Annotated in this window: 29 protein-coding genes and 1 tRNA gene; 18 read left to right on the top strand and 12 right to left on the bottom strand. The window is 68.0% G+C overall.

Annotated elements, in window-relative coordinates; all coding sequences use genetic code 11:
• Positions 1-169 precede the first annotated feature (169 nt).
• From ruvB to ABIA71_RS19960, 12 genes are all read left to right on the top strand, one after another.
• A complete protein-coding gene (ruvB, locus tag ABIA71_RS20015) occupies positions 170-1,210 on the top strand; it encodes a Holliday junction branch migration DNA helicase RuvB (protein WP_038686712.1) in 1,041 nt (346 codons plus the stop codon).
• The gene (gene ybgC / locus ABIA71_RS20010; protein ID WP_128095693.1) at positions 1,200-1,631 is read left to right on the top strand and encodes a tol-pal system-associated acyl-CoA thioesterase; all 432 of its coding nucleotides are present in this window, start codon (positions 1,200-1,202) and stop codon (positions 1,629-1,631) included. The genes ruvB and ybgC overlap by 11 nt, the downstream gene beginning before the upstream one ends.
• A 10-nt stretch (positions 1,632-1,641) precedes the next feature.
• Complete coding sequence (tolQ, locus tag ABIA71_RS20005; RefSeq protein WP_038686716.1) at positions 1,642-2,421, top strand: protein TolQ; 780 nt, start codon at positions 1,642-1,644, stop codon at positions 2,419-2,421.
• A 24-nt stretch (positions 2,422-2,445) separates the two neighbouring features.
• Positions 2,446-2,874: a protein TolR gene (gene tolR, locus ABIA71_RS20000; RefSeq protein ID WP_159497643.1), complete on the top strand. Its 429-nt coding sequence runs from the start codon at positions 2,446-2,448 to the stop codon at positions 2,872-2,874.
• Positions 2,864-3,922 carry a cell envelope integrity protein TolA gene (gene tolA / locus ABIA71_RS19995; protein WP_354287622.1) on the top strand — a complete coding sequence of 353 codons (1,059 nt, stop codon included), beginning with the start codon at positions 2,864-2,866 and terminating at the stop codon, positions 3,920-3,922. The genes tolR and tolA overlap by 11 nt, the downstream gene beginning before the upstream one ends.
• A gap of 46 nt (positions 3,923-3,968) precedes the next feature.
• Positions 3,969-4,334 (top strand): TonB C-terminal domain-containing protein, encoded by a 366-nt coding sequence (locus ABIA71_RS19990; protein WP_354287620.1) that lies wholly within the window; start codon positions 3,969-3,971, stop codon positions 4,332-4,334.
• A 156-nt stretch (positions 4,335-4,490) separates the two neighbouring features.
• The gene (tolB, locus tag ABIA71_RS19985) at positions 4,491-5,810 is read left to right on the top strand and encodes a Tol-Pal system beta propeller repeat protein TolB (protein WP_354287618.1); all 1,320 of its coding nucleotides are present in this window, start codon (positions 4,491-4,493) and stop codon (positions 5,808-5,810) included.
• Between the two features lie 65 nt (positions 5,811-5,875).
• Complete coding sequence (gene pal / locus ABIA71_RS19980) at positions 5,876-6,394, top strand: peptidoglycan-associated lipoprotein Pal (protein WP_038686727.1); 519 nt, start codon at positions 5,876-5,878, stop codon at positions 6,392-6,394.
• Between the two features lie 3 nt (positions 6,395-6,397).
• A complete protein-coding gene (gene ybgF, locus ABIA71_RS19975; RefSeq protein ID WP_181394053.1) occupies positions 6,398-7,207 on the top strand; it encodes a tol-pal system protein YbgF in 810 nt (269 codons plus the stop codon).
• A gap of 162 nt (positions 7,208-7,369) precedes the next feature.
• Positions 7,370-8,068 carry a 7-carboxy-7-deazaguanine synthase QueE gene (queE, locus tag ABIA71_RS19970; protein ID WP_354287615.1) on the top strand — a complete coding sequence of 233 codons (699 nt, stop codon included), beginning with the start codon at positions 7,370-7,372 and terminating at the stop codon, positions 8,066-8,068.
• Between the two features lie 108 nt (positions 8,069-8,176).
• The gene (gene queC, locus ABIA71_RS19965) at positions 8,177-8,842 is read left to right on the top strand and encodes a 7-cyano-7-deazaguanine synthase QueC (protein ID WP_354287613.1); all 666 of its coding nucleotides are present in this window, start codon (positions 8,177-8,179) and stop codon (positions 8,840-8,842) included.
• Positions 8,843-8,916: 74 nt separating this feature from the next.
• A tRNA-Lys gene (locus ABIA71_RS19960) sits at positions 8,917-8,992 on the top strand.
• Between the two features lie 131 nt (positions 8,993-9,123).
• On the opposite strand, the gene ABIA71_RS19955 is transcribed toward ABIA71_RS19960, so the two are convergent.
• Both ABIA71_RS19955 and ABIA71_RS19950 read right to left on the bottom strand, forming a co-directional pair.
• Entirely contained in the window at positions 9,124-9,447 is a 324-nt protein-coding gene (locus ABIA71_RS19955) for a hypothetical protein (protein ID WP_354287612.1), read from the bottom strand.
• Between the two features lie 60 nt (positions 9,448-9,507).
• Positions 9,508-10,167, bottom strand: a complete 660-nt coding sequence (locus ABIA71_RS19950; RefSeq protein ID WP_354287610.1) for a DUF6058 family natural product biosynthesis protein — start codon at positions 10,165-10,167, stop codon at positions 9,508-9,510.
• Between the two features lie 211 nt (positions 10,168-10,378).
• Here ABIA71_RS19950 and ABIA71_RS19945 point away from each other — a divergent pair, with 211 nt between their 5' ends.
• A complete protein-coding gene (locus ABIA71_RS19945; RefSeq protein ID WP_354287608.1) occupies positions 10,379-10,903 on the top strand; it encodes a hypothetical protein in 525 nt (174 codons plus the stop codon).
• Between the two features lie 123 nt (positions 10,904-11,026).
• The gene (locus ABIA71_RS19940) at positions 11,027-11,917 is read left to right on the top strand and encodes an NAD-dependent epimerase/dehydratase family protein (protein WP_354287606.1); all 891 of its coding nucleotides are present in this window, start codon (positions 11,027-11,029) and stop codon (positions 11,915-11,917) included.
• A 10-nt stretch (positions 11,918-11,927) separates the two neighbouring features.
• On the opposite strand, the gene ABIA71_RS19935 is transcribed toward ABIA71_RS19940, so the two are convergent.
• Entirely contained in the window at positions 11,928-13,409 is a 1,482-nt protein-coding gene (locus ABIA71_RS19935) for a S41 family peptidase (protein ID WP_354287604.1), read from the bottom strand.
• Positions 13,410-13,588: 179 nt separating this feature from the next.
• Here ABIA71_RS19935 and ABIA71_RS19930 point away from each other — a divergent pair, with 179 nt between their 5' ends.
• Positions 13,589-14,065, top strand: coding sequence for a ferritin family protein (locus ABIA71_RS19930; protein ID WP_354287602.1), 477 nt, complete (start codon positions 13,589-13,591; stop codon positions 14,063-14,065).
• Between the two features lie 86 nt (positions 14,066-14,151).
• On the opposite strand, the gene ABIA71_RS19925 is transcribed toward ABIA71_RS19930, so the two are convergent.
• Entirely contained in the window at positions 14,152-14,307 is a 156-nt protein-coding gene (locus ABIA71_RS19925) for a hypothetical protein (RefSeq protein WP_181393968.1), read from the bottom strand.
• Positions 14,308-14,567: 260 nt separating this feature from the next.
• Between ABIA71_RS19925 and ABIA71_RS19920 the strand changes: the two genes are divergently transcribed.
• Together ABIA71_RS19920 and ABIA71_RS19915 are read left to right on the top strand one after the other, a co-directional pair.
• A complete protein-coding gene (locus ABIA71_RS19920; protein ID WP_502961288.1) occupies positions 14,568-15,389 on the top strand; it encodes an alpha/beta hydrolase in 822 nt (273 codons plus the stop codon).
• A gap of 79 nt (positions 15,390-15,468) precedes the next feature.
• Complete coding sequence (locus ABIA71_RS19915; protein ID WP_354287600.1) at positions 15,469-16,137, top strand: MliC family protein; 669 nt, start codon at positions 15,469-15,471, stop codon at positions 16,135-16,137.
• 10 nt (positions 16,138-16,147) lie between these two features.
• On the opposite strand, the gene ABIA71_RS19910 is transcribed toward ABIA71_RS19915, so the two are convergent.
• Positions 16,148-16,810: a DUF3011 domain-containing protein gene (locus tag ABIA71_RS19910; RefSeq protein ID WP_354287598.1), complete on the bottom strand. Its 663-nt coding sequence runs from the start codon at positions 16,808-16,810 to the stop codon at positions 16,148-16,150.
• Positions 16,811-16,924: 114 nt separating this feature from the next.
• Entirely contained in the window at positions 16,925-17,326 is a 402-nt protein-coding gene (locus ABIA71_RS19905) for a response regulator (protein ID WP_128097278.1), read from the bottom strand.
• A gap of 260 nt (positions 17,327-17,586) precedes the next feature.
• On the opposite strand from ABIA71_RS19905, the gene ABIA71_RS19900 reads away from it, so the two are divergent.
• Positions 17,587-17,880, top strand: a complete 294-nt coding sequence (locus tag ABIA71_RS19900) for a TFIIB-type zinc ribbon-containing protein (RefSeq protein WP_038686751.1) — start codon at positions 17,587-17,589, stop codon at positions 17,878-17,880.
• Between the two features lie 22 nt (positions 17,881-17,902).
• Here ABIA71_RS19900 and ABIA71_RS19895 read toward each other — a convergent pair whose 3' ends face one another.
• The 6 genes from ABIA71_RS19895 to ABIA71_RS19870 all read right to left on the bottom strand — a co-directional run bounded on the left by ABIA71_RS19895 (position 17,903) and on the right by ABIA71_RS19870 (position 25,398).
• Complete coding sequence (locus ABIA71_RS19895; RefSeq protein WP_354287596.1) at positions 17,903-18,415, bottom strand: GNAT family N-acetyltransferase; 513 nt, start codon at positions 18,413-18,415, stop codon at positions 17,903-17,905.
• Positions 18,416-18,686: 271 nt separating this feature from the next.
• A complete protein-coding gene (locus ABIA71_RS19890; RefSeq protein ID WP_354287594.1) occupies positions 18,687-19,718 on the bottom strand; it encodes a copper resistance protein B in 1,032 nt (343 codons plus the stop codon).
• The gene (locus ABIA71_RS19885) at positions 19,715-21,514 is read right to left on the bottom strand and encodes a copper resistance system multicopper oxidase (protein ID WP_354287592.1); all 1,800 of its coding nucleotides are present in this window, start codon (positions 21,512-21,514) and stop codon (positions 19,715-19,717) included. Before ABIA71_RS19885 ends, ABIA71_RS19890 begins: the two co-directional genes overlap by 4 nt.
• Positions 21,515-21,618: 104 nt before the next feature.
• Positions 21,619-22,011, bottom strand: a complete 393-nt coding sequence (locus ABIA71_RS19880) for a CopL family metal-binding regulatory protein (protein WP_354287591.1) — start codon at positions 22,009-22,011, stop codon at positions 21,619-21,621.
• 94 nt (positions 22,012-22,105) lie between these two features.
• Positions 22,106-23,908, bottom strand: coding sequence for a DNA helicase RecQ (gene recQ, locus ABIA71_RS19875; protein WP_128096813.1), 1,803 nt, complete (start codon positions 23,906-23,908; stop codon positions 22,106-22,108).
• 938 nt (positions 23,909-24,846) lie between these two features.
• Entirely contained in the window at positions 24,847-25,398 is a 552-nt protein-coding gene (locus ABIA71_RS19870) for a Dps family protein (RefSeq protein WP_038686762.1), read from the bottom strand.
• Between the last annotated feature and the right edge of the window lie 30 nt (positions 25,399-25,428).

The following is a 25,428-nucleotide window of genomic DNA, read 5'->3' as shown; positions in this document are numbered from 1 at the left end:
GGTGCGGCCCGGCCCGCCCCGCGGCCCCCCCCTCCGTGCGGGGGTTGGGTGGGCGGCGGGCCGGCCCCGGGCCCGCCCCCACCCCGGGGGGGGGGGGGGGGGGGGCGCCGGCCAGCGGCCGGCACTACCCGGAGCGCGGATCGCGCTCCGTTTGCCGCATAATTGCCGCATGACAGACGACCGCATCATCGGTGCCGGTGCCACCCGCGAAGACGAGGGCACCGACGCCAGCATCCGCCCCAAGCGCATGGCCGACTACCTGGGCCAGGCGCCGGTGCGCGAGCAGCTGTCGATCTACATCGAGGCGACCAAGGCCCGGGGCGACGCGCTCGACCACGTGCTGATCTTCGGCCCGCCCGGGCTGGGCAAGACCACCCTGAGCCACGTGATCGCCAATGAGCTGGGCGTGGCACTGCGGGTCACCTCCGGCCCGGTGATCGAAAAGGCCGGCGACCTGGCCGCGCTGCTGACCAACCTGCAGCCGCACGACGTGCTGTTCATCGACGAAATCCACCGCCTCTCGCCCGTGGTCGAGGAAGTGCTGTACCCGGCGATGGAAGATTTCCAGATCGACATCATGATCGGCGAGGGCCCGGCGGCCCGCTCGATCAAGATCGACCTGCCGCCGTTCACCCTGATCGGGGCCACCACCCGGGCCGGGCTGCTGACCGCGCCGCTGCGCGACCGCTTCGGCATCGTGCACCGGCTCGAGTTCTACACCCCGGAAGAACTGACGAAAATCGTCCGTCGCTCGGCCGCCATCCTCAACATCGACTGCACCGCCGAAGGCGCGGCCGAAATCGCGCGGCGCTCGCGCGGCACCCCGCGTATCGCCAACCGCCTGCTGCGCCGCGTGCGCGACTACGCCCAGGTCAAGGCCGCCGGCCATATCGACCAGGACGTGGCGCAGGCGGCCATGCAGATGCTCAAGGTGGACCCGGAAGGCTTCGACGAGCTCGACCGGCGCATGCTGCGGACCATGGTCGACTACTTCGACGGCGGCCCGGTGGGCATCGAATCGCTGGCTGCGGCCCTGTCCGAAGAGCGCGGCACGCTGGAAGACGTGGTCGAGCCGTACCTGATCCAGCAGGGCTTCCTGATCCGCACCGCGCGCGGCCGCATGTGCACGCACAAGGCGTACCGGCACATGGGCCTGAAGCCGAAGAATCCCCCCGCGGACCTGTTTGCCGAGGCCATTGATGGAAATTGAGCCCCGGTTCAGTTGGCCGACACGCATTTACTGGGAAGATACCGACGCTGGCGGCGTGGTCTATCACGCACGCTATGTGGCCTTCATGGAGCGGGCACGGACCGAATGGATGCGGGCATTGGGCTTTGGCCAGGAGCGCACGCGCACCGACCATGGCCTGGTATTCGCGGTCCGCGCGATGACCATGGACTTTCTCAAGCCGGCGCGGCTGGACGATGCGCTGGCGGTGACCGCCACGCTGGTGCAGTGCAAGCGCGCCAGCATGGTGTTCGACCAGCGCGTGTGTCGCGGCGATGAAACGCTGCTGACCGCCCAGGTCAGGATTGCGGCATTGGATGCCTCCACCTTCAAACCGCGTGGCATGGACGATGTCCTCCTTGCCGCGTTGAAACCCTACGAACTTCAAGTATCCGCACAGTGAGGAACAACGGATGATCGCAATGCTCCTGGCCCTGCAGGCCACGGTGACCGAGGCGCTGCCGCAGGAAGTGACCAGTGCTGCGGCGCAGACGGTTGCGCAGGCCGCGCATGGCGGTGGCATCAACTACCTGGACCTGATGGTCAAGGCCAGCCTGCCGGTGAAGATCATCGTGCTGCTGCTGCTGGCCGGTTCGTTCATCAGCTGGGTGATCATCTTCCGCAAGGCGCGCGTGTTCAACGCCGCCAACCGCGAAGCGGACGAGTTCGAAAGCCGCTTCTGGTCCGGCGCCGACCTGGGCAAGCTGTACAGCTCGGCCACCGACCGCAACCGCAAGGTGGGCGGCCTGGAAGCGATCTTCGAAGCCGGCTTCCGCGAATTCACCCGCCTGCGCGACAAGCGTCGGCTGGACGGTCGCGCGCAGCTGGAAGGCGCCCAGCGCGCCATGCGCACCACCTACACCCGCGAAGTGGACCAGATGGAACGCAGCCTGGAGCTGCTGGCCAACATCGGTTCGACCGCCCCGTACGTGGGCCTGGTCGGCACCGTGTTCGGCATCATGGTGACCATGCACGACATGATCAACAGCGGTGAGCAGGCCGGTATCGCCTCGGTCGCCCCGGGCATCTCCGAAGCCCTGTTCGCCACCGCCATCGGCCTGTTCGTGGCCATCCCGGCGGTGTGGGCCTACAACCGCTTCACCACCCGCGTGGAGCGCATGTCGGTCCGTTTTGAAACCTTCGCAGAAGAGTTCAGCTCGATCCTGCAGCGCCAGAGCGCCGGCGACGAGTAAGCGCCCCGCACCAAGGACCCTGCCATGACTGCTGCCATCGGCCGCCGCAAGCGCCGCAAGCTCAAATCCGAAATCAACGTCGTGCCGTACATCGACGTCATGCTGGTGCTGCTGATCATCTTCATGGTCACCGCGCCGCTGCTGACGCTGAGCTTCGAAGTCGACCTGCCCAGCTCCCAGGCCAAGGCCCTGGAAAGCAAGCAGGACCCGGTGATCGTGTCGGTGCGCCTGGACGGCCAGCTCAGCCTGAAGCTGCCCGAGGCCAAGGACCCGACCCCGATGGATCCGGGCCAGCTGCAGGCGCAGCTGGGCGCGTTGGCCGCCCAGGACAAGAACCTGCGCGTGATCGTGGCGGCCGACAAGGCCGTGGCCTATGAAAAGGTGGTCGCGGCGATGGACGTGATCAAGCGCGCCAACGTGGAAAAGGTGGGCCTGGCGACCGATGCACGCTGAAGCCCTGCCACCGCAGCGCCAGCCGGAAGACAAGTGGGGTCTGCCGATCGCGCTGGCGCTTGGCGTGCACCTGCTGCTCGCGCTGGTGTTCATCGGCGCCTGGCTGTGGTCGCCGCAACGCACCACCGAGGCCGCCGCCGGCGACCCGGCGATCGAGGCCAGCCTGCAGTTGTCGGCCTCCGAGGCCGCCGCCGCGCGCCAGGCGCTGCGTGCCTCGGAAAAGCTGCCCGACCTGCCCGAACCGGTCGCCCAGCCCGAGCCCATTCCCGAAGACACCGTGCCGCCCCCGCAGCCGATCGAGGAGCCGCGCCCGCAGGACGCGCCCACCCCGCAGCAGCAACAGGCGCAGGAACGCGTGGCCCAGCCCGACAAGATTGACCAGGACGCGGTCAGCGCACTGGCAATCTCGGCCGAGAAGGCCAAGCAGGAGCAGGAGGCCAAGCGCCGCCAGGAACAGATCGACCTGACCGAGCGCAAGCGCCAGGAACAGGCCGAGCAGAAGCTGCGCCTGGCCAAGCAGCAGGAAGAGGCCGAGCAGAAGAAGCTGGCCGAGCAGCAGCAGAAGGCCAACGACACCAAGGCCGAAGCCGAACGCCAGCAGAAGATCGCCGAGATCCGGCGCAAGCGCGAGCAGGCCGAGAAGGAAGCCAAGCTGGCCGAGCAGAAGCTGCGCCAGGTGGCAGCCGCGCGCGCGGCCAGCGGCACGGCGGCCACCACCGGCGCCACCGGCGCTGCCAAGCCGGCGGCCGGTGCCGGCGGTACCAGCGACGACCTGCAGGCCAAGTACGCCGCCGCGATCCAGCAGAAGGTGCTGGCCTCGTGGACCCGGCCGGACAACGTGCCGTTCGGCCAGCGCTGCAAGATCGTCATCCAGCAGCTGCCCGGTGGCACCGTGAACAGCGCCAAGGTCAGCCCGGACTGCCCGTTCGACGAGGCCGGCCGCCGCTCCATCGAAGCGGCCGTGCTCAATGCCCAGCCGCTGCCATACCGGGGCTTTGAGACGGTCTTCCAGCGCACCATCAACTTCACCTTCACCGCGCAGGACTGAGCCCGGGCCGTTGGCCTTGGGTCCTGCCTGCGCAGAGCCCCGCACGATGAAGCTGTTTCCCCCGATTGCCATGGCCCTGTTGCTGTCCCTGCTGCTGCCTGCACTGGCACACGCTGCGCCGGTGGCGGCTCAGGTCAGCCTGCGCACCGCTTATGCGGTGGCGATCCGGGACCGGATCATTGCGTCGTGGTTGCCCCCGGCGTCGATGGCGTCAGGCCAGCACTGCCGGGTGGCCATCACCCAGCTGCCGGGCGGAACGATCGTGAGCGTCAAGCTTGATGCGGCGTGCCAGTTCGATGCGGCCGGCAAGGCGGCGCTGGAGCGCGCGGTATTGCGCGCCCAACCGCTGCCTTACAAGGGCTTCGAGGCCGTGTTCGACCGCAACCTCAACATCGGTTTTACCTCGCCCTGAGCGTGCAGGGGCGCTGGCAGGGATGCCAATCGTTAACACACTGTGAGTTTCGTGCTGCGGTGACTCTGCTTTCACGTCCCTTTGGTTCATGATTGCGAAACGGTTCACCGCCGTCCTGCTATCCCTCGTTCCGGTTTTCCTTCCCTTGAGTGGTCCATGAAGAAAATGCCTCGTTGGCTTGCCGTTGTTGCGGCCCTGTTGTTGCCCTTTGCTGCCCTGGCGCAGCAGAAGGGGCTGGATATCGACATCATCGGCGGCAATGCGTCCGCAACCCCGATCACCGTGGTCCCGATGCCCTACCAGGGCTCGGCGGGTGCACCGCAGACCGACGTCGCCGCCGTGGTACGCGCCGACCTGGAGCGCTCCGGCCAGTTCCGCACCCTGCCGGAAGCGCAGATCGTCGAAAAGCCGACCCGGGGCAGCGAGATCCAGTTCGCCACCTGGCGTGCGCTGAAGCAGAACTACATCGTGGTCGGCCGCGTCATGGACGCCGGTGCCGGCGCCTACCGCGTCGAATACGAACTGTATGACGTGCCCAAGGGCGAGCGCCTGCTGGGCCTGGCGATGACCGCCCGCGGCAATGCCATGCGCGACGTCGCCCACCAGATGGCCGACGCCATCTACGAGAAGATCACCGGCGTCCGCGGCGCGTTCTGGACCCGCATCGCCTATGTCACCGCCAGCGGCAAGGGCGACGCCATGCGCTATGCGCTGATGGTGGCCGATTCGGACGGCTTCAACCCACAGACCATCGTCCGTTCGGCCGAGCCGCTGCTGTCGCCGTCGTGGAGCCCGGATGGCAACCGCCTGGCCTACGTCAGCTTCGAGCGGGGCAATTCCGCCATCTACATCCAGAACATCTCCACCGGCGCCCGCGAACTGGTCACCAGCTTCCGCGGCATCAACAGCGCCCCGTCGTTCTCCCCGGACGGCCGCCGCCTGGCCCTGTCGCTGTCGCGCAGCGGCAACCCGGAGATCTACGTGATGGACCTGGGCAGCAAGCAGCTGACCCAGCTGACCAACCACTTCGCCATCGACACCGAGCCGACCTGGAGCGCCGACGGGTCCAGCGTCTACTTCACCTCCGACCGTGGCGGCCGCCCGCAGATCTACCAGGTGCCCTCCAGTGGCGGCAGCGCCTCGCGCGTGACCTTCCAGGGCAACTACAACGCCACCCCGAGCCTGTCCTTCGACGGCAAGAAGCTGGTGGTGGCCCAGGGCAGCGGCAATACCTACAAGATCGCGATGATGGACAGCAGCCTGGGTTCGGCGCGCTGGAGCACGCTGTCGCCGGGTTCGCTGGACGAATCGCCGAGCTTTGCGCCCAACGCGAGCATGGTGTTGTACGCCGCCCGTGAGGGTGGTCGCGGCGTCTTGTACGCCGTCTCAGCCGATGCGCGCGTGCGCCAGCGGCTGGTTTTGGCCGACGGTGACGTACGTGAGCCTTCTTGGTCGCCTTACCGTACAAAGCGCTAACAGAGTGTTAAGATTTCCACCGTATTCATCCCACATCCGGCTTTAGGAGCCTCAAAGGTATCGCCATGAACAAGACCACCCGCGTTCTGCTTGTCTCCCTGTTGTCCGTGGCCGCCCTGGCCGGTTGCTCGAAGAAGGTGAAGGAACAGCCGGCAGCCCCGGTTGACACCGGCTCCTCGACCACCACCCCGAGCGGTCCGTCGACCTCCGGCCTGTACGGCCCGGGCGACCTGGACACCGATTCCTGCCTGCGCCAGCGCGTGGTGTACTTCGACCTGGACAAGGAAGAAGTGAAGCCGGAATTCCAGGCCATCATGGCCTGCCACGCCAAGTACCTGCGTGACCGTCCGTCCTCGCGCATCACCCTGCAGGGCCACACCGACGAGCGCGGTTCGCGCGCGTACAACCAGGCCCTGGGCGAGCGTCGTGGCAATGGCGTCAACTCCGCCCTGCAGGCCAACGGTGGCTCGGCTTCGCAGCTGACCGTCGTGTCCTACGGCGAAGAGCGTCCGGTCTGCACCGAGTCGGGCGAGTCCTGCTGGTCGCAGAACCGTCGCGTCGAGATCGTGTACACGGCTCAGTAATAGATGCGCTTTCGATTTCTATCGATGATCGTTGCGGCAGCCCTCGTGGCTGCCGCACCGGCCAATGCGCAGCGCCAGAGCCTGGCCGACCGCGTTGGCGCGCTTGAGCAGCAGGCCCAGAACAACCAGTCCAACATGGACATGCTCAACCAGCTCACCCAGCTTCGCACCCAGGTGCAGGCCCTGCAGTCGCAGGTGGAGCAGTTGCAGCATGACAACGAGCAGCTCAAGCAGACCGCCAAGGACCAGTACCTGGACCTGGACAGCCGCTTGAACCGACTGGAAGGTGGCGCCCCGCTGCTGCCTGCCGCACCCGCTGCGAGCGCACCTGCGCCCGCCGCTGCAGCACCGAAACCGGCAACGGCCGCTTCCGAGCGGCCGCCCTCCGTGCATGGCGATGCCGGCAGCCTGGCTGCCAGTGGTGAGGAGCGTACGGCTTACAACGTCGCCTTCAATTCGCTCAAGGCCGGCAAGTACGACGACTCCGCGCAGCTGTTCCTGAGCTTCCTCGAGTTGTACCCCAACGGCGTCTACGCCCCCAATGCGCTGTACTGGCTGGGCGAGAGTTACTACGCCACCCGAAATTTCCCGCTGGCTGAGGCGCAGTTCCGCGACCTCATCTCGCGCTACCCGACCCACGACAAGGCGTCGGGCGGCCTGCTCAAGATCGGCCTGTCGCAGTATGGCGAAGGCAAGGTCGACCAGGCCCAGGCTACCTTGGAACAGGTGGTCTCCACCTATCCCGGCAGCGACGCCGCGCGCACCGCGCAGGACCGCCTGCAGTCGATCCGGCTGGGCCAGCAGATCCGCTGAACCGCCGCCCGGGCACCGCCAAGCCCGCCCCGGTATAATCACCGTTCGTAGAGCCGGGCTCTGCCCGGCTGCATCGTGTGCCGGGATCTGCCCCGCTGCATCAACCGCCGGGCACGCCCGGCTGTTGTCGTTTCCGATGCCGCATTCCCAAGAATCACCGTCATGACCGTTTCCCTGTCCGCCGCCGCCGCGCTCCCCAGCGAGATCGTGCAGTCGCCCCTCCCGCGCCTGAAGATCACCGAGATCTTCACCTCGCTGCAGGGCGAAGCCGATACCGCCGGCTGGCCGACCGTGTTCGTGCGCCTGACCGGCTGCCCGCTGCGCTGCACCTATTGCGACACTGCCTACGCCTTCCACGGCGGCACCTGGTGGGATATCGATGCGATCGTGGCCGAGGTGCTGGCCCAGGGCGTCCACCACGTCTGCGTGACCGGCGGCGAACCGCTGGCGCAGAAGCGCTGCCTGGTGCTGCTGGAGAAGCTGTGCGACGCAGGGCTGGACGTGTCGCTGGAAACCTCCGGCGCGCTGGACGTCAGCGCGGTCGATCCCCGCGTTTCGCGGGTGGTGGACCTGAAGACCCCCGGGTCCGGCGAAATGGCCCGCAACCGGCTGGAGAACCTGCCATTGCTGACCCGCCGCGACCAGATCAAGTTCGTGCTGTGCAGCCGCGAGGACTACGAGTGGGCACGCGGCATGGTCGCCGAGCACCGCCTCAACGAGCGCAGCATGGTGCTGTTTTCGCCCAGCAAGGACCAGGTGAGCCCGCGCCAGCTGGCCGACTGGATCGTCGAAGACCGCCTGCCGGTGCGCTTCCAGATGCAGCTGCACAAGCTGCTCTGGAACGACGAACCCGGCCGCTGAGGTCGGCTGGCGAGCGCGCGACGACCGCTCGCCACGCCTCATTTTCCAGTTTTCATCCCGGCGCGGGACAGCGTGCTGGCTCCCGCAACCCACCGGAAACACCCCCTCATGAAAAAAGCAGTCGTCCTCCTGTCCGGCGGCATGGACTCCGCCGCCGTCATCGCCATCGCCCAGGAACAGGGCTTCGCCGTACATGCGCTCAGCGTGCGCTATGGCCAGCGCCACACCTCGGAGCTGGATGCGGCCGCCGCCGTCGCCCAGGCGCAGGGCGTGGTGGCGCACAAGACCGTCAACGTGGACCTGCGCAGCATCGGCGGCTCGGCCCTGACCGATGACATCGAGGTACCCGAAGCGGGCGGGGAGGGCATTCCGGTCACCTACGTGCCGGCGCGCAACACCATCATGCTGTCGGTCGCGCTGGGCTGGGCCGAAGTGCTGGGCGCCAGCGACATCTTCTGCGGCGTCAACGCCGTGGACTACTCCGGCTACCCCGATTGCCGCCCCGAGTTCATCGCCGCCTTCCAGGCCCTGGCCAACCTGGCTACCAAGGCCGGCGTCGAAGGCGCGGGCATCCAGGTGCACGCGCCGCTGCAGTTCCTGAGCAAGGCGGACATCGTGCGTGAAGGCGTGCGCCTGGGCGTGGACTTCGGCCTGACCGTGTCCTGCTACAACGCCGACGCCACCGGCGCGGCCTGCGGCCACTGCGATGCTTGCCGCCTGCGCGCGCAGGGCTTCACCGATGCCGGCGTGGCCGACCCGACCCGTTACGCCTGAGCGATAGATGGTTTCGCCTGAGCGCCTTGTGGGTTAGAATGCGCACCCCCGGTAGCGATGCCGGGGCATGCAATGGGCCGTTAGCTCAGTTGGTAGAGCAGAAGACTTTTAATCTTTTGGTCGATGGTTCGAATCCATCACGGCCCACCATTGCAGCGACGAATCAGGCGCCCACCGGGCGCCTTTTTTGTGGTCAGGCCCCATCACTGCGGGTACGGCAACACCGCCGCGCGACGGCACGGCCAGAGCTGAAAGGTGTGCCACTGCAGCGCAACGCCTCTCTACCAGCCGGACGGCGCGCCATCCTCATCGTCCACCGACATCCCGGTACAGCTGCGGACCCAGCCAAACAGCTGTGCAAGGTCCGCTTCGATGCTGGCGGGGTGAGCACTGATCTCCAGAAACACACGGTCGTCTTCCAGGAACAGGCGTACGTCGTAGCACCACGCGTCCGGGCCCCTCGGCTCGGTGCCCACCAGGCGGAACTCATGCGCGCCAACACCGCTGGAAAACGTCTCAAGCCGGGTTATCTGCCGCTTCAGCGCGTCCGGATGGGTCGCATACCAGCCCCTGTCGTCAAACGACAGCACGAACTCCGCTGACATCCCCATCATCTTCCTGCTGTGATGCACCCCGCTGGGAGTACGTCGCGGCCCGCCGCAGCGCTACGCCGCCCCTTCCTGCGTCGCCTGATGGGCGCCGAGCACGCGTGGACGCAGGTCCTCCACCAGCCGCTTCCTGCTGCTGCGCGCGTATTCGGCGGGCGAGAAAGGCATGGCGGCGTCGGCGTAATCATCGATCAACGCCAGCAGCTCGCCAGCCGCGATGGCGGGCGGGGCAGGGTTGCTGCCGTTGCAGGTCAACGCGATCAGGGTTTCCTGCAGCACCTCTTTTCGCGCAATGCCCTTGCCACTGGACGGGTCGGCCACGCACAGGCCGAATGTGCCGTTGAAGAAGTGGGGAAGCAGCGCGTCCACCTTTGCGTCCACCAAGCGCGCGTCGTCGCCGCAGGTGTGCAGATACGCCGCCAGTTCGCCCGCCAACGTCGAAAGCACGGCCGCGCGCTCCTCACCCGCGGCGGCGTCTGCGGCGATGCGAACCCAGCGGGTGCATTCGGGGCGGAAGAACTCGCCGGATAGCAGCGAATCGGTGTCGATCGCTCCGAACGCGGCCGAGTGGATCGCCCCCGCGTTGCAGCGGTACGTAGGCGCCGGAATGGCCTCGGCCGCGATCAGCGCATCCAGACGTTGCACGGTGATGCCTGCCAGCGCTGCGCAGGTGGGTTTGTCGACAAAGTGATCGCGGAGATACGCATCCAGCAGCATGGGACGTCCATCAGGAAAAGTCTGCACCGGCACGCAGGGTAGCCGAACGCCCGCAGGCGCACGCGTTGCTGGTGGCTTTCCGCGGGTCGACGGTCACGCATGAACACTGCGGGCTACCGTAAGGTGCCCGATACTGCTTCCAGCTTGAACGCACCCTGCAGCGCTTCCTCGCCGCGCGCAGGGACACGAACACCCTGCCCAGGACGACGCAATGACCCCTCTGCATGTTTCCCTGCTGTTGATCGGTGTGCTGGTGCCGGGCCTGGCCAGTTGCGCCTCGCCCGCCGGCCGCTATCAGCAGGCGCTGGTCAAGGAACGGGAGGGCGTTCCCTGTTTCGGCGTGCCCGCCGCCCGCGACGGCGACGCACCCGCGACGATAACCGGGGTGTCGGTGATGGAGGTCGGTTCGGGCGGTGCGGCGATCTGGGAACGTCATTTCCTGCGCGATGGCCAGGCCGAACCCACACTGGCCCCGGATCAATGCCTGCGCTACGGCGACGGTGGCACGTCACCACCGCCGCGCCTGCAGCCCGGCAAGCGCTACCAGGTGGAGCTGTGGAGCAGTGCGCCGGCCACGCGCGGGGCACCGCAATCGCGCTGGTTCAACGGGTACTTCTGCGTGGTGGATTCAGACGGTGCGCCGACGGTCAACGCCGTCCTGCAGGGCGAGGACGGCACGCTGCGCTGGGACGCCTGCGGTCCCGCTGAACAGCCGGCGGACACGGCCGGGCGCTGAGCGCGCGCAGAAGGCACACCGATTCCGACGTCCGGCAGGCTGCAACGCTGGACGCCCCGGCGCCGACTCTGGCTACAATCAAGTCATCCCGGTAGCTCCCGGGCGCTGACCAAGTGCCACACAGTGAAGATTCTCCTGACAGGAAGTTCAGGCCGGGTGGGGCGCGCGATCTTCGGCGCGCTGTCCGCACGGCACGAGGTGGTCGGGGTTGACCGCAGCCCCTTCAACACCACCCGGCACGTGGCCGATATCACCGATATGCGGACGCTGCGCACGGCGCTGATGGGTGTGGATGCCGTGATCCATTGCGCGGCGCTGCACGCCCCGCATGTGGGGCTGATGCCCGACACCGAATTCCATCGCATCAATGTGGAAGGCACCCGTACCCTGGCGATGCTGGCCCGCGATGCCGGGGTATCGCGCTTCGTATTCACCAGCACTACCGCGCTGTACGGCCATGCGATCGTGCCGGGGCGCTGCACGTGGATCGATGAGCGCACCGTGCCGCAACCGCGCACGGTCTACCACCGCTCCAAGCTGGCGGCCGAGCACTGGCTGGAGGAGGCGGCCAGCCCCGGGTTCCAGGTGCGGGTGATCCGGATGTCGCGGTGCTTCCCTGAAACCGCCCAGCGCATGCTGCTGTATCGCCTGCATCGCGGCATCGACGTGCGCGACGTGGCCGATGCGCATGCGGCGGCCCTGCGCAACACCGGACCCATGTTCCAGCGCTACATCGCCAGCGGCGCCACGCCGTTCGGCCCGGAAGACTGCGAACGGCTGGTCAGTGAACCGCGCGCGGTCCTGGCGCGGCGCTGCCCGCAGTGGCTGGCCGAGTACGACCGGCGCGGCTGGGCGCTACCGGTGATCGACCGCATCCACGACGCTGGCGCGGCCAGCATCGGTCTGGGCTGGCGCAGCCAGCGTGGCCCGGAAGCGGTGCTGGCGCAGCTGGACGAGCACTCCATCGAAGTGCTGCCGCATCCGATGCGCGACGCGGATTGCACAGTGGATTGACCGCCGCGGGTCAGTGCCGGTCCAGGTCCGCGCCTACCGCCTCCAGCACCTGCTGCGCGCGGGCGCGGGCCGGTGCGTTGGCGGTCATGTCGATGGGCAGGTCCGGTGAGATGCCGGCCACTTCGTCGCTGCCATCGGCGCGCAGGCGCACGCAGTTCGGGATGCGCATGCGCAGCTGCGAGTGCGGCAAAACGCGCGGTGGCGGCGGACTCATGAAGCCGCAGCCGTAGCCGCCGGTCGTGGTTCCGACCACGCGTGCGATCCGGTTGTCCTGCAGCCGTGCGGCGAACATTTCCGCCGAGGAGGCGGTCTTCGCATCGCTGAGCACATACACCGGCCCCTGCCAGGCCGCCCAGTGCCGGCGCAGGTCCTGCGCCCAGTCGAGCCGATGGGCAATCAGGAAATCGTCGATCGCGTCCACCGCCGGGGTGGGCAGCGGGCCGCCCGAACTGCCGGCGGCGACCAGCTGCCGACAGGGCAGCGTCGGCCAGTCGCGCGGTGCCTGCCACACCCAGGTCATGTCGCAGGCCGGCGCCTGGGTGGCGCGCAGCGACGCGGCAAAGCGGTCGCGTTGCTGGACCAGCAGCGGGCGCGCGGTAGCGTCGGGATGGTGGTGGCGCAGGGCATCGTCGATGCGCTCGTACTGCTCCTGCAGGTAGTCGCGACCGGCCGCCGACTGGCTGACCCACAGCGATGCCGACTGCACCGGCGCGGCACTGAACAGGCGGGCGAGCGTGTCGCCGCTGTCGTCGCCGCCGGGGTTGGTGCCCACGTCCACCAGCACCGCATCCACGCCCTGCTGCTGGAAGCGCCGCAACGTCGCAGCGATCTCGGCCACCCAGGCGTCGTTCAACGTGGCCCGCATGTCGTTCACCGCGTCGGCGTGCCGCAGTTGGCCCCACAGGCGGTGGCACAGGCCGGGGTAACGCAGCGCATCGAATTCATGCAGGCGCAGCAGGCCCAGGCGGTGGCCATCGGCCAGCGCGATCACCCCGCTGCGCAGTGCCGGGTCGGCCCCACCGGCGGTGGCGTGGTAGCCGGGCAGGGCCTGCAGCGGCACGCTGTAGTCGTGCCGACCCTCATCCAGAACGCCCAGTGCCGCGCAGCCCGTGGACGCATCCAGCGTGCGCGGATCCACCGCGGCGGGGGCGGGGACGGGCGCGGCGGCTGTCTGCCGATCGAGCAGCTTCAGGTGGCCATCGTGAAACCCGGCCAGGAACGTGCGCAGGGCCTGTTCCGCCTGGTCATCGCTGCCGGCCATGGCGATGGCCTGCTGCGCATCGCGATCGAGCGCGGGCAGGTCAACGCCGCTCTGCGTGGAGGCCACCCAGGCCAGGTGCGCATAGTCATCCTGCAGGGTCTGCTTCAGTACCGCCAGGTCGCCGCGCCAGGCCTCGCGATCAATGCCGGGCGTCGCTGCGTGGCTGGCAAAGGCCATCGACAGCGCCAGTGCCACCAGCGCCCCTGTGTTCAGTGCATGTCCTGCCGACATCGCCGTGCTCCCTGCCAGGGCGCTGCCTGCGCCTGCGAATCCCGATCCTAGCCAACCCGGCGCGGTGGCGAAAGCGCTCAGGGGCGCGGGATAACACCGGCCTCACATCACCGTTCCACTGCCGGGCGCAGGTTGGAGGCGATGGAAAAGCTGGGGCTGCACTCCAGCGGAGCCATGTGATGTCCCTGCACACCGTGAGCCGCCAACACTACGTCCGCCTGCTCAACCGGATCATCGCGGTGGCGCACGACGGCCATGCCCTGCATGCCCGCGCGGTGGCCAGAACCCAGGGCGACGATGCCGCGCTTTGCGCGGTGATGATGCGCATGGCCGGCTCGAGCGCCGCCATCATCGACACCCTCGGCAGGCGCGTGCGTCAGGCTGGCGGGCGACCCGCACGGCATGGCACCGTGCTCGGTGCAGTGCGGGCAGGCTTCGGCTGGCTGGGCACGGTGTTGGGAGATGCCGGGATTCAATACGTCAGCCAGGCGCAGGCGTCGCGCGCCCGGCTTATCCATGCGCTGCAGTCGGCGTTGCAGGATGCGGCGTTGCCGGAGGATGCACGGCCGATGCTGGACGAGATGATGCGCCACGCGCAGCACGACTGGCAGCACCTGCATGGTCGGCTGGACGGTCTTCGCGCGCGCGAGGTGTAGTGCTGTTCACACCAGAGGGGGCCGGGAGGAAATCACCGGCGGCATGAGGCTGCGCTTAGCGCGCAGCCCCACTGTCTGCGTCGCAGTTACTTCTGCTGCGGGTTCTTCGGTGCGTCCTTGTTGTCCTGTTCCTGCTTCTGCTGCTTGGCCAATGTGTCCTTGCGCTCCTGCTCCTTCTGCTGGTCGGTCTGCGCGGCGGCATTTTTCTGGACGTTGTTTTCGTTGTTCTGCATGGTGGACATTGCGGTACTCCAGGACGACGTGATGTCGTGCGATCCACACTGGACCCGGTGCTGTTACGCAGCGGTCGCACTGGCATGAGGGCGGGGTCAGGGTGGCCGTGAGCATGGTCTGGCGTTCATGCGCGGCGCCGTGTTCATAATGCGCGCGGGCCGATGGGGCCTTCGATGACGGACGACAACGCATGGCAGCACTTCCGGACAGGCAGCAGGGGCGCACGTGGCGGCGGGCAGGGTTTCGCGGGGCGCTGGTATGCGTGGCGATGCTGCTGGTGTCGGTGGTGGGTGCGGCGAACGCGCGCGCCGGGACACCAGTGTCCGCAGACGACACAACGCCGTTGGTGATCGGCGATACCTTCGTGCTGGTGTCGCAGGCGGTGGGGGAAACCCGACGCATCAACGTCTACCGGCCCTCGGCCTGGAACGTGCCGGCCGACCAGCCGCTGCCGGTGTTGTATATGCCCGACGGTGGCATCGGCGAGGATTTTCTGCACGTGGCTGGCCTGGTCCAGGTACTGGTAGCCAACGGCAGCATGCGCCCGTTCCTGCTGGTCGGCATCGAGAATACCGAGCGTCGCCGCGACATGACCGGCCCCACCTCCGATCCGGACGACCGCCGGATCGCGCCGCGGGTGGGCGGATCGGCCGCGTTCCGCCGCTTTCTGCGCGACGAGTTGATGCCGCAGGTGCGGCGGCGGTACGCGACCACGCCGGAAACGGCGATTATTGGTGAATCGCTGGCCGGCCTGTTCGTGGTGGAAACGCTGCTTCGCGACCCCGCGCTGTTCGATACCTACATCGCGCTGGATCCCAGCCTGTGGTGGAACCGGGGCGGGCTGGTTGATGAAACCGAGGCGCTGTTAGCCCTCCACGCGCCACAGGGCAAGACCGTGTTCGTGGCCACCAGTGCCGAGCGCGGCATCGCCGTGCCCAGCGCCCGCTTCATGGAGGTGCTGACGGCGCATGCCCCAGGGGTCAAGCGCCGTTACGTGGCGCTGCCCGATGAAAGCCACCAGACGCTCTACCACCCGGCCGCGCTGCTGGCGCTGCGCACCCTGTTCACCCCGGTGGCCGCCACGCCCTGAGCGATCTGTTTGTGCACACCCAACACGCGGCGGCGGGCGCACAATAGCGCGTCTTTTGCTGACTGTTGTTGGAGGTGCCATGAACCGATTCGTCCTGCTGGGTGTGGGGGCGCTTGCGCTCGCGGCCTGTTCCAAACCGGCCCCGTCCGATACCGCCGCGCCGGCGCAACCGCCCGCCACCACGACGCCTGCCCCGGCACCAGGCGCGCCAGCCGCCGCGACCGATGCCACCTTGCAGCCGCCGTCGTTCGACTGCGCCAAGGCGCAGTCCGAGTCGGAGAAACTGGTCTGCGGCGACGCCCGCCTGGCCGCGCTCGACCGCCAGCTGGCCGCGCTCTACAAGCGCGTGCAGACCAGCCCGGATGAACTGGATATCGCCGCCGAGCAACGGGGCTGGGTCAAGGGCCGTGATGCCTGCTGGCAGGCGGTCGACCGCCACCGGTGCCTGATCGAGTCCTACCAGACCCGCATCGTCGAACTGAACATCGGCAGTGGCGGCGTGCCCGCGCCCACGCCGGTGCACTACCAGTGCGACGACGCCAGCAAGCCGGTCAGCGTGGTGTTCTACAACGAACTGGACCCGCAGGCCGCAGTGGTCAGCCTGGGCAAGGACCAGGCCATCGTGTTCCCGGCCCAGGCCGCAAGCGGCAGCCGCTACACCCGTGAAGGCGTGGAGTTCTGGGAACACCAGGGCGAGGCCACGCTGGACTTCTACGGCACCACGCTGAGCTGCAAGGCCGCCGGGTGACGCCGGTGCGCTACCGCACCCGGCGGTAGCGCACTTCGTTCTGGCGATCGCCCACTTCGGTGGTGACGAAGCCGTCCCGGCTCTGGTTGATGTCGAACACGCTGCCGCCCACGTTGAGCTGGCCGCCGTTGACCCAGCCGCTCAGGTTCTGCCCGCGTGCCTGGGCGGACATGCGTCCGTCGCTGTCGATGCGCATGCGGATGTCGGCACCGTAGATGGGGTTGTAGCCCTCGAACTCGCCTACCATCCAGCCCGGCACGTAGGAGCTGTGGCGCGGCCCCTGGTAGTTGTCGTCGTCGTAGCGGTCGTCCTGCTTGTTGGCGTTGTGCACCAGCGCGCCCAGGATGGCCGCCCCGATCAGCACGCCGGCGGCGACCTTGGCGTCGTGGTTGTCGCCGTGGTCGTCGTCGCGCGAGCCACCGTCGTGTACGCGGAAGGTGGCGCGGCAGCCGTCATCCACCCACACCTGGCGGCGGTCATAGTCCCAGCTTCGGCCTTGCCGGCAGTCCGCCCCGGACAAGGTGCGCTCCAGGCTGACGTAGCCGGCGCGGGGCAGGTCGCACGACTGGTAGCGGTTGTTGCGGCTTTCGCAGGTCACCAGGTCATCGGCGCGCGCGTCGGCGATCGACGCGGCAAACAACAGCGGAGCGGTCAGCAACAGGCGGATCTGCATGGTGGCGGTTCCGGTGGCAGGGAAGCGTTGCACCGCTGGCCCGGGCGGGCGCGACAGCGGGCCGTCGAACCGGACGATGACAGTTGCCGATGAAAACCGGATGAAGACCGCCGATCAGGCGGCCTGGCCGACGTCCTGCTGCTGGAAGCACGCACGGATGGCGTCCAGCAGTTCGCTCATCGAGTAGGGCTTGGGCAGGAAGTGGATGCCCGGGCGCAGCTGCGGCAGCACGTCGGCCGGCTCCAGCCCGGAGGTCACCAGTACCGGCAGGCTGGGCTGGTACTGCTTGATGCGGTGCGCCGCTTCAATGCCGCTGACCCCGCCCAGGCAGACGTCGGTGAACACCAGGTCGAACCGTTCGCCGGCCTGCAGCAGGCCGAGCGCGGCCTCGGCCGAACTCACGGCGGCAACATCACAGGCCTGGCTTTCCAGCACCATGCGGCTGAGTTCGCGGGTTTCTTCAGTGTCTTCAATCAACAGCACGCGCGGTGCAACGTGGCGCTTGGACAGCAACATGACGCAGTGTTCCCTGGCAGTGGTTCGGAATGGCGCGCAAGTATGCGGCGGCACCGGGTGAGGGGATCGTGCACGTCAGGCGGGGCCGTATGCCGTGCGCCACAGCAGCGCATACCTGCCCGGCGCGGCCAGCCCTGTGACAGAGCGCGCGGGCCGTTGCCATGGGGGCGCATGGGTCAAGGGCTCCCGGTCATGCGCACGTTGCGCGGCGCTCAGGCGCGGCAGGGTAGAGTCGGGGTTTGATCCATGGAGCCACGACGATGCAATGCCCCGTATGCAAGACCCAGGCGCTGGTGATGTCCGAGCGCCAGGGCATCGAGATTGACTACTGCCCGCAGTGCCGCGGCGTGTGGCTGGACCGCGGCGAACTGGACAAGATCATCGAGCGCTCCACCGATGCGGCCGCCCCGGTGCGCGCCGCCACGCCGCCGCCGCCGCCGCAGGCCGTGCAGCACCGTGATACCCGCCACCTGGGCCAGCAGCAGTACGGCGACCAGCACGGCTACCGCAAGAAGAAGAAAGAAGGCTTCCTGTCGGACCTGTTCGATTTCTGAGCCAGGTGCCGGCCCTGTCTGATCAGGGCCGGCGCAGGATGAACTCCAGGTCGCGACTGTCGCCCACCACGAAGTGGTAGGTGCCAACCTGCACGCAGCCGTAGCGCGCATAGAAGCGCTGCGCGCCGAAGTTTTCCGACCACACGCCCACCCACAGGGTGCGGCGTGCCGGGTGATCCAGCCAGTGCAGGAACGCCTCCATCAGGCGTGCGCCGTGGCCCCCGGACTGGTGGCTGGCCAGCACATACAGACGCTTGAGTTCGACATCGCCGTCGACAGCATCGGCGTGCGCCAGGGTATTCGGGCCGGCGGCCAGATAGCCCACCGCGCGCCCGTCATCTTCCAGCAGCCATACCGCACTGTGCGGGTCCTCCAGTTCGCGCCGCTGCGGCGCCGGGCTGTAATGCTCGTCCAGGAAGGCGTGCAGGTCCTGCGGCGGGTAGGAATCGCCGAAGGTCTCGGTGTAGGTGGCGATGGCGATCGCCGACACAGCCTGTGCATCGACCGGGGTGGCGCGACGGATCTGCAGGGACATGGCAGGGGGGACACGGAAGGGGGTGGCAGCGTACGCCATCCCGGCGGCCGACAAAAACCGGGCGCCGATGGCGGAACCCTGGTCCCGGCGCATCACATCATCATCCGGGAGCGCCGCTGAGCACGGCACCCGGGTGTCGGGCAGGGCGCGCCGCGTTACGCGCGCGTCCTGTGACGCCCCGTTCGGGCCCGTCGGATCCGGCTTGCATCATCCCTGCTGTGTTGTCCCGGGCGCATGCCGCGCCCGGGACTTTTTTACACCGTCGCCGGCCTCAGAACCAGACGCGCACGCCGGCCACCCAGCGGGTATCACGCGCACGCTCGCCGGCCGCCTGGTGGTAATCGGCGGTATCGCCGAACAGGCGTTCATGGCTGATGCCGATGTACGGCGCGAAACGCCGGTTGAACTCGTAGCGCAGCCGCAGCCCGGCTTCGACCTTGTTCAAGCCGCTGCCCGTGCCATGGCGCGGATCGTCCTTGGCCGCGAGCGTGGCTTCCAGCAACGGCTGCAGGATCAGGCGGTTGGTCAACAGCAGTTCGTACTCGATCTCGGCCGTAGCCATCACCTGCCCCCCTTCGCCCACGTAGGCGGTGGCCGAGGTCTCGAACTTGTAGGGTGCCAGGCCCTGGATGCCCAGCGCCGCCCAGGTGCGCGAATCGCCGGGGCCCAGGTCCTGTTTGACGCCCACCAGCACATCCCACCACGGTGACACGCTGCGGCCGTACAGCACTTCGACATCGGCCGCTTCGGTACGTCCGCCGCTGCGTTCGCCTTCGCTGCGCACCCAGAGGCGGTGGATGTTGCCGCCGACCCAGCCGCTGGCTTCCCATGCCTGGCCGTTGCCGTGCTGGCCATCCCACTGCTCCAGCCGGTTGACCAGCAGCATGCTGTGGATCTCCGGCGCGTGTTCCATCGCACCGTGCTCGATGGGCGGGAACGCGGCGAGACGGTCGGCGGCGGTGACGACGGGAATCGGCTCGCGCGGTTCGCTGGGCGCGGCCGTCTTGTGCGCGGCGTGGTCCGTTGTCGAATGGTCCATCTGGCCGTGGTCCATGCTGCCGTGGTCCATTGTCGAATGGTCCATCTGGCTGTGGTCCATGTTGCCGTGGTCCATCTTCGAATGGTCCATCTGGCTGTGACCCATGCTGCCGTGGTTGGCCTGGGGATCAACCGGCGCTTCTTTCGTAGCCGCTGGTGCTGTAGTGGTGCCGTGCGCATGCGACTGCGCCCAGGCCGGAGTGGCCAGCGCGACCAGCAGCGCGGCGGTGAGCAGAGGGCGGGCGGGAGCTGGGAAGCGGCTCATTCTTCGATCCTCACTTCGCGCATCATGCCCGCTTCCATGTGGTACAGCAGGTGGCAGTGGTAGGCCCAGCGGCCCAGCGCGTCGGCGCGCACGCGGTAGGTGCGGCGGGTGCCCGGGGGCATGTCGATGGTGTGCTTGCGCAGGTGGAACTGGCCGTCGGCATTCTCCAGGTCGCTCCACACCCCGTGCAGGTGGATGGGGTGCTGCATCATGGTGTCGTTGACCAGCACGATGCGCATGCGCTCGCCGTAGTTCAGGCGCAGCGGTTCGGCGCTGGCAAACGGGATGCCGTCGAACGACCAGCTGAATTTCTCCATGTGGCCGGTGAGGTGCAGCTCGACCTCGCGGCTGGGTTCGCGGCCATCCGGGTCGTCGAACAGGCTGCGCATCGCGCCGTAGGTCAGCACGGTGCGGCCGTTGTCGCGCAGGCCGATGCCAGGGTCATCCAGCTTGGGCGCGGTGCCCATGCTCTGCATGTCGATCAGCGGGTTGCCTTTCTCGCTGGCCGGATGGCGCGGTGCCTTGTCATTGCTGCCGTGCGCGCCGTGACCCATGCTGGCGCCGCAGCCACCTTCCATGCCCTTCATGTCGTGGCCCATGCCGGCCATGTCATGGCCCATGCTGCCCATGTCGTGGCCCATGTCGCCCATGGTCAGCAGCGGTCGCGGATCGCGCGCGGGAATTGGCGCCTGCAGGCCGTGCCGCACTGCCAGGGTGCCGGCGGCAAAGCCGGTCCGGCCCATGTCCTGGCAGAAGATGGTGAACGCGTCCTGGCCGGTGGGCTCCACGATCACGTCGAAGGTTTCGGCGGGCGCGATGCGGAATTCATCGATGCTGACCGGATGGATGTACTGCCCATCGGCGGCCACCACGGTCATCTTCAGGCCGGGGATGCGCACGTCGAAGTAGGTCATCGAGCCGCCGTTGATGAAGCGCAGCAGCACCTTTTCACCGCTGCGGAACAGCCCGGTCCAGTTGCCGGCGGGCGCGGTGCCGTTGAGCAGGTAGGTGTAGGTGTGCGCGTTGATGTCGGAGATGTCGGTGGGGGTCATCCGCATGCGGCCCCACATGCCGCGGTCGGCGGTGGCGGCGGACCAGCCGTCGCGGCGCACGTCGCGCAGGAAGTCGGGCAGGGTGCGCTTGTAGTAGTTGTCGAACTCGGCCAGCTTCTTCATGCGCCGGAACAGGGCGCCCGGGTCCATGTCGGTCCAGTCGGACAGCATGATCACGTGCTCGCGGTCGAAGCGGTACGGCGCCGGCTGCAGCGGGTCGATGATCAGCGCCCCGTACAGGCCGGCCTGTTCCTGGAACATCGAATGGCTGTGGTACCAGTACGTGCCCGACTGCTTGAGGGTGAAGCGGTACTGGTAGGCCTCGCCCGGGGCGATGCCGTTGAAGCTCAGGCCGGGCACGCCGTCCATGTTGGCCGGCAGCAGGATGCCGTGCCAGTGGATCGAGGTGGGGTGCGCCTGCAGCGCGTTGGCCACGCGCACGCTGACGGTGTCGCCTTCGCGCCAGCGCAGGATCGGCGCCGGCAGGCTGCCATTGACGGTGATCGCCGGGCGGGTGCGGCCGGTGAAGTTGGCCAGCGATTCGCCGATGCTCAACTGGACGTCGGGCCCGCTGAGCACCTGTGGGGCAGTGGCCACGACAGGCCCGGCGGCGGCGAAGGCGCGGCCGGGCAGGCCGCTGGCCACCAGGCCGGCGACCACGCCACCGGCGGCAGCGCCCTGCACGAACAGGCGGCGCGACGGCATGGGCGGGGCGCCCGGGCCGGGGGGAGGGGAAAAGGACATTGCAACTCCGCATCGGATTCGAAAGGCACGCAGGTGCCGTCAAGACGCGTACGCATGGCAGCGCACGGCATCGCTTTGCACGGGCGCTCGCAGTGAGCGCGGGCTCAGCCGATCGGAGGGCGGGTGATGCGGTCCAGCGGTGGCATCGGCAACGCCGCGCGGGTCTGGCCCAGCGGTGCCAGCGCGGGCGGCGGCGGGCTGGGCAGCCAGGCGACGGACACGGTCAGGCTGGGCTGCTGTGCACAGCTGCGCAGGCAATCCTTGATCTTGCAGTGATCGCCGTCATGCGGTGCCTGGCTGCCGGCGGTGTGGGTCGCGGCGTGGTCGTGATGGGCGGGCATGGCCGGGGCATCGCCGTGGCAGGGCGGCGCGGCCGGCTCGGCGCTGGCGGCGTGGGCCAGGGCCAGGGTCATCGGGCCGGCCATGGCCGCGTTCAGCCCGTTGAGCAACAGGCTGAGCATCAGTACCACGCGCAGGAGCAGGCCACCGGGGGTCATGGGCGTCACCCTAGCGCCAAACGGGGGCGTCCGCACCTCTGGCTGAACGCGGCGTTCAACTCTGGAGGCGTGTCCGTGTGGGCGCAGGCGGACATCAGCCTTCCTCGCGCACGATCTCGACCAGGCGCTCGCCGTAGCGGGCGAGCTTGGTGCCGCCAATACCGCCGACCTTGCCGAGCGCGTCGATGCTGGTGGGGCGCTGTTCGGCGATGTTGCGCAGGGTGCTGTCGTGGAAGATCACAAACGCCGGTACGTTCTGTTCCTTGGCCAGTTCGGCGCGCAGGCTGCGCAGCGCGTTGAACAGGACCAGGTCTTCGGGCAGCACGGACAGGCCGGTACGCTGGCCGCTGCGGTCGCGCTCGCGGGTCTTGGGGCTTTCGCGGCGCATCATGACCTTGCGCTGGCCCTTGAGGACCTCGCGGCTGCCGTCGGTGAGGCGCAGGCCGCCGTAGGCTTCGGTGTCCACTTCGAGCAGGCTGGCGGCCACCAGCTGGCGGAACACGCTGCGCCAGGTGCGCGCGTCGAGGTCCTTGCCGATGCCGTAGGTGCTCAGTTCGCTGTGGCCGAACTGGCGGATCTTGTCGTTCTCGCCGCCGCGCAGGATGTCGATCAGGTGGCCCACGCCGAAGCGCTGGCCGCTGCGGTAGACGCAGCTGAGCGCTTTCTGGGCGGCCACGCTGGCGTCCCAGGCGTCGGGCGGGACGAGGCAGTTGTCGCAGTTGCCGCAGGGCTGGGGGTAGGTTTCGCCGAACCCGGCCAGCAGCACCTGGCGCCGGCACTGCATGGATTCGCAGTAGCCAAGCAGGTGGTCAAGCTTGTTGCGTTCGAGGCTTTTGCGTTCTTCGCCGGCCTCGGACTGTTCGATCATCTGCTTGAGCAGCACGACGTCGCCCAGGCCGTAGCAGAGCCAGGCTTCAGCGGGTTCGCCGTCGCGGCCGGCACGGCCGGTTTCCTGGTAATACCCTTCCATGGACTTGGGCAGGTCGGTGTGGGCGACGAAGCGGACGTCGGGTTTGTCGATGCCCATGCCGAAGGCGATGGTGGCGCACATGACGATGCCATCCTCGCGCAGGAAGCGGCGCTGGTTGGCGGCGCGCACTTCGGCGGGCAGGCCGGCGTGGTAGGGCAGGGCGTTGAGGCCTTCCTTGCAGAGGAACTCGGCGGTTTCCTCGACTTTGCGCCGTGACATGCAGTAGACGATGCCGGCTTCCTGGCGGTGGACTTTGAGGAAGTCGAGCAGCTGGCGCTTGGCGTTGTCTTTCTGGACGACGGTGTAGCGGATGTTGGGCCGGTCGAAGGAGCTGACGAAGTGCTGGGCGCCGGTCAGGTCGAGGCGTTCGGCGATTTCGCGCTGGGTGGGCGGGTCGGCGGTGGCGGTGAGGGCGATGCGCGGGACGTCCGGCCAGCGTTCGTGGAGAACGGTAAGCTGCCGGTACTCGGGCCGGAAGTCGTGGCCCCACTGGGAAACGCAGTGGGCTTCGTCGATGGCGAACAGGGCGATGCGGCTGCGCGAGAGCAGGGATAGGAAGCGGCCGGTGAGCAGGCGCTCTGGAGCGACATAGAGCATGTCGAGCTCGCCGGCGAGCAGTTCGCGTTCGACCCGGGCGGCGGTGTCGCCATCGAGGGTGGAATTGAGGAACTCGGCGCGCACGCCGAGCTGGCGCAGGGCTTCGACCTGGTCCTGCATGAGGGCGATGAGGGGGGAGATGACGATGCCGGTCCCCTCGCGGAGCAGGGACGGTACCTGGTAGCACAGCGACTTGCCGCCGCCGGTGGGCATCAATACGAGCGCGTCATTGCCGGCAGCGACATGTTCAACGATCGCCTGCTGCGGACCGCGGAAATCGTCGTAACCAAAGATGCGGCTGAGCAGGTCGTGCGCGGGGCGGGAAGACATCGGACTAGTTTACCCCGCCACGCGGGCCGCCCGTGTCCTCCAACAGAGGATCAGTGGGTAGGGGCTTGCCCACTTGCCTCCCCAAGCCGAATCTCAAGCCAGAGCCAGAGCCAGAGCCGGAGCCAGAGCCGGAGCCGGAGCCGGAGCGCCATGTTTCCCTGACTAGGGTTGGCGCGGGGTGGGTGGGTTGGCGGGACACGCCGTAAATCCATCCCTGGAGGCTCGTGGGCGCCATCCATGGCGCCCAACGGTCCCGCCAACCCACCCCCCCCCCCCCCCCCCAGTTTTACGGGGCGGTGTGGGGGGTTGGGCGCCCCCACACCACACCCCGGCGGGGGGGGGGGGGGGGCCCCCCCCCCCCCCCCCCCCCCCCCCCCCCCCCCCCCCCCCCCCCCACGCCCCGACAGTTTTCCGGTGCGTATGGGGGTAGAGCTGAAGGCAAAGGCAGAGCCGAGGATAGAGGCTCTGCCAATGGCAGAGGCAGAGGCAACGGCAAAGGCAGAGGCAAGGGCAAAAGGCAAAAGGCAGAGGCAAGGGCAAGGGCAAAGGCAGAGGCAGAGGCAAGGGCAAAAGCAAAAGGCAGAGCAGCAGCCAGAGCCAGAGCCAGATTTCTCTCTCCGATCGCTGAAAAGGGGGCCCGAAACGCAGAACAGGCGCCACCGGGCGCCTGTTCTGCATGCTTCTCTCTCTTCCAAACCGCCGGATGCACGAATCCATCTGGGCGAGGGTTCCACCCCCTTGCCGGGACCGTTGGGCGCCATGGGTCCGGCGCATGCGCCGGACGGGTTGGGCAGGACGCCCAACCCCGGCCTTGCCGTTTGTGCAGGACTGCACAAACGCGCAAGGCGCCCACGAGCCTCCAGGGATGGATTTACGGCGTGTCCCGGCAAGGGGGTGGAACCCTCGCCGCGCGCAGATAACAGAAGCGCCAACGAGCCTTACTGCAGCAACGACCGCAACATCCAGGCGTACTTCTCGTGCGTCTGCAGGCGCTGGGTCATCAGATCTTCGGTCGGTGCGTCGTCGGCGTCGTCGGCCACGTCCAGCACCTTGCGCGCCGTCCGGCACACCGCCTCGTTGGCGGCCACCAACTGGCGTACCATCTCACGCCAGTCCGCGCTGTCGGTCAGGCCCGGCTCCTCGGCGATCGAGGTCAGGGCCGCGAACTCGCGGTAGGAGCCCGGGGCATTGAAGCCCAATGCGCGGATACGTTCAGCAACGTCGTCCAGGGCTGCCCACTGCTCGGTGTACTGGGTCTCGAACATGGTGTGCAGCGAGTTGAACATCGACCCGGTGACATTCCAATGGAAATTGTGCGTCTTCAGGTAGAGCGTGAACGCATCGGCCTGGAAAGAGGCCAGCCCATCGGCAATCTTCTTGCGATCGCCTTCCTTGATCCCGATATCAATGTTCGGGGCCGACGGGGCGGCCGACGCCAGCTTCTGCTTACCGGTCTGAGTCTTCTTCACCGGTGTCTTGGTCTTCGCCATGGGGATGATTCTCCTTGTGGAATGGATGGC

Origin of the sequence: Stenotrophomonas sp. 2619 (assembly GCF_040548725.1) — a bacterium.
Classification (GTDB): Bacteria; Pseudomonadota; Gammaproteobacteria; order Xanthomonadales; family Xanthomonadaceae; genus Stenotrophomonas; species Stenotrophomonas maltophilia_AP.
Note: the sequence above shows the minus strand (reverse complement) of the source record. Positions and strands in the feature narration are given on the sequence as shown.

Bases quoted from the DNA above. Each gene is read 5' to 3' on its own strand.
- ABIA71_RS19905 (WP_128097278.1), bottom strand. From the start codon at position 17,326: ATGTTGCTGTCCAAGCGCCACGTTGCACCGCGCGTGCTGTTGATTGAA.
- ABIA71_RS19930 (WP_354287602.1), top strand. From the start codon at position 13,589: ATGTCCCTGCACACCGTGAGCCGCCAACACTACGTCCGCCTGCTCAAC.
- tolB (WP_354287618.1), top strand. From the start codon at position 4,491: ATGAAGAAAATGCCTCGTTGGCTTGCCGTTGTTGCGGCCCTGTTGTTG.
- tolR (WP_159497643.1), top strand. From the start codon at position 2,446: ATGACTGCTGCCATCGGCCGCCGCAAGCGCCGCAAGCTCAAATCCGAA.
- ABIA71_RS19890 (WP_354287594.1), bottom strand. From the start codon at position 19,718: ATGAGCCGCTTCCCAGCTCCCGCCCGCCCTCTGCTCACCGCCGCGCTG.
- ABIA71_RS19990 (WP_354287620.1), top strand. From the start codon at position 3,969: ATGAAGCTGTTTCCCCCGATTGCCATGGCCCTGTTGCTGTCCCTGCTG.
- ruvB (WP_038686712.1), top strand. From the start codon at position 170: ATGACAGACGACCGCATCATCGGTGCCGGTGCCACCCGCGAAGACGAG.
- ABIA71_RS19925 (WP_181393968.1), bottom strand. From the start codon at position 14,307: ATGTCCACCATGCAGAACAACGAAAACAACGTCCAGAAAAATGCCGCC.
- ABIA71_RS19945 (WP_354287608.1), top strand. From the start codon at position 10,379: ATGACCCCTCTGCATGTTTCCCTGCTGTTGATCGGTGTGCTGGTGCCG.
- pal (WP_038686727.1), top strand. From the start codon at position 5,876: ATGAACAAGACCACCCGCGTTCTGCTTGTCTCCCTGTTGTCCGTGGCC.
- ABIA71_RS19910 (WP_354287598.1), bottom strand. From the start codon at position 16,810: ATGCAGATCCGCCTGTTGCTGACCGCTCCGCTGTTGTTTGCCGCGTCG.
- queE (WP_354287615.1), top strand. From the start codon at position 7,370: ATGACCGTTTCCCTGTCCGCCGCCGCCGCGCTCCCCAGCGAGATCGTG.
- ABIA71_RS19895 (WP_354287596.1), bottom strand. From the start codon at position 18,415: ATGTCCCTGCAGATCCGTCGCGCCACCCCGGTCGATGCACAGGCTGTG.
- ABIA71_RS19915 (WP_354287600.1), top strand. From the start codon at position 15,469: ATGAACCGATTCGTCCTGCTGGGTGTGGGGGCGCTTGCGCTCGCGGCC.
- queC (WP_354287613.1), top strand. From the start codon at position 8,177: ATGAAAAAAGCAGTCGTCCTCCTGTCCGGCGGCATGGACTCCGCCGCC.
- ABIA71_RS19950 (WP_354287610.1), bottom strand. From the start codon at position 10,167: ATGCTGCTGGATGCGTATCTCCGCGATCACTTTGTCGACAAACCCACC.
- ABIA71_RS19885 (WP_354287592.1), bottom strand. From the start codon at position 21,514: ATGTCCTTTTCCCCTCCCCCCGGCCCGGGCGCCCCGCCCATGCCGTCG.
- ybgF (WP_181394053.1), top strand. From the start codon at position 6,398: ATGCGCTTTCGATTTCTATCGATGATCGTTGCGGCAGCCCTCGTGGCT.
- recQ (WP_128096813.1), bottom strand. From the start codon at position 23,908: ATGTCTTCCCGCCCCGCGCACGACCTGCTCAGCCGCATCTTTGGTTAC.
- tolQ (WP_038686716.1), top strand. From the start codon at position 1,642: ATGATCGCAATGCTCCTGGCCCTGCAGGCCACGGTGACCGAGGCGCTG.
- ybgC (WP_128095693.1), top strand. From the start codon at position 1,200: ATGGAAATTGAGCCCCGGTTCAGTTGGCCGACACGCATTTACTGGGAA.
- ABIA71_RS19935 (WP_354287604.1), bottom strand. From the start codon at position 13,409: ATGTCGGCAGGACATGCACTGAACACAGGGGCGCTGGTGGCACTGGCG.
- ABIA71_RS19880 (WP_354287591.1), bottom strand. From the start codon at position 22,011: ATGACCCCCGGTGGCCTGCTCCTGCGCGTGGTACTGATGCTCAGCCTG.
- ABIA71_RS19955 (WP_354287612.1), bottom strand. From the start codon at position 9,447: ATGTCAGCGGAGTTCGTGCTGTCGTTTGACGACAGGGGCTGGTATGCG.
- ABIA71_RS19870 (WP_038686762.1), bottom strand. From the start codon at position 25,398: ATGGCGAAGACCAAGACACCGGTGAAGAAGACTCAGACCGGTAAGCAG.
- tolA (WP_354287622.1), top strand. From the start codon at position 2,864: ATGCACGCTGAAGCCCTGCCACCGCAGCGCCAGCCGGAAGACAAGTGG.
- ABIA71_RS19900 (WP_038686751.1), top strand. From the start codon at position 17,587: ATGCAATGCCCCGTATGCAAGACCCAGGCGCTGGTGATGTCCGAGCGC.
- ABIA71_RS19920 (WP_502961288.1), top strand. From the start codon at position 14,568: ATGCTGCTGGTGTCGGTGGTGGGTGCGGCGAACGCGCGCGCCGGGACA.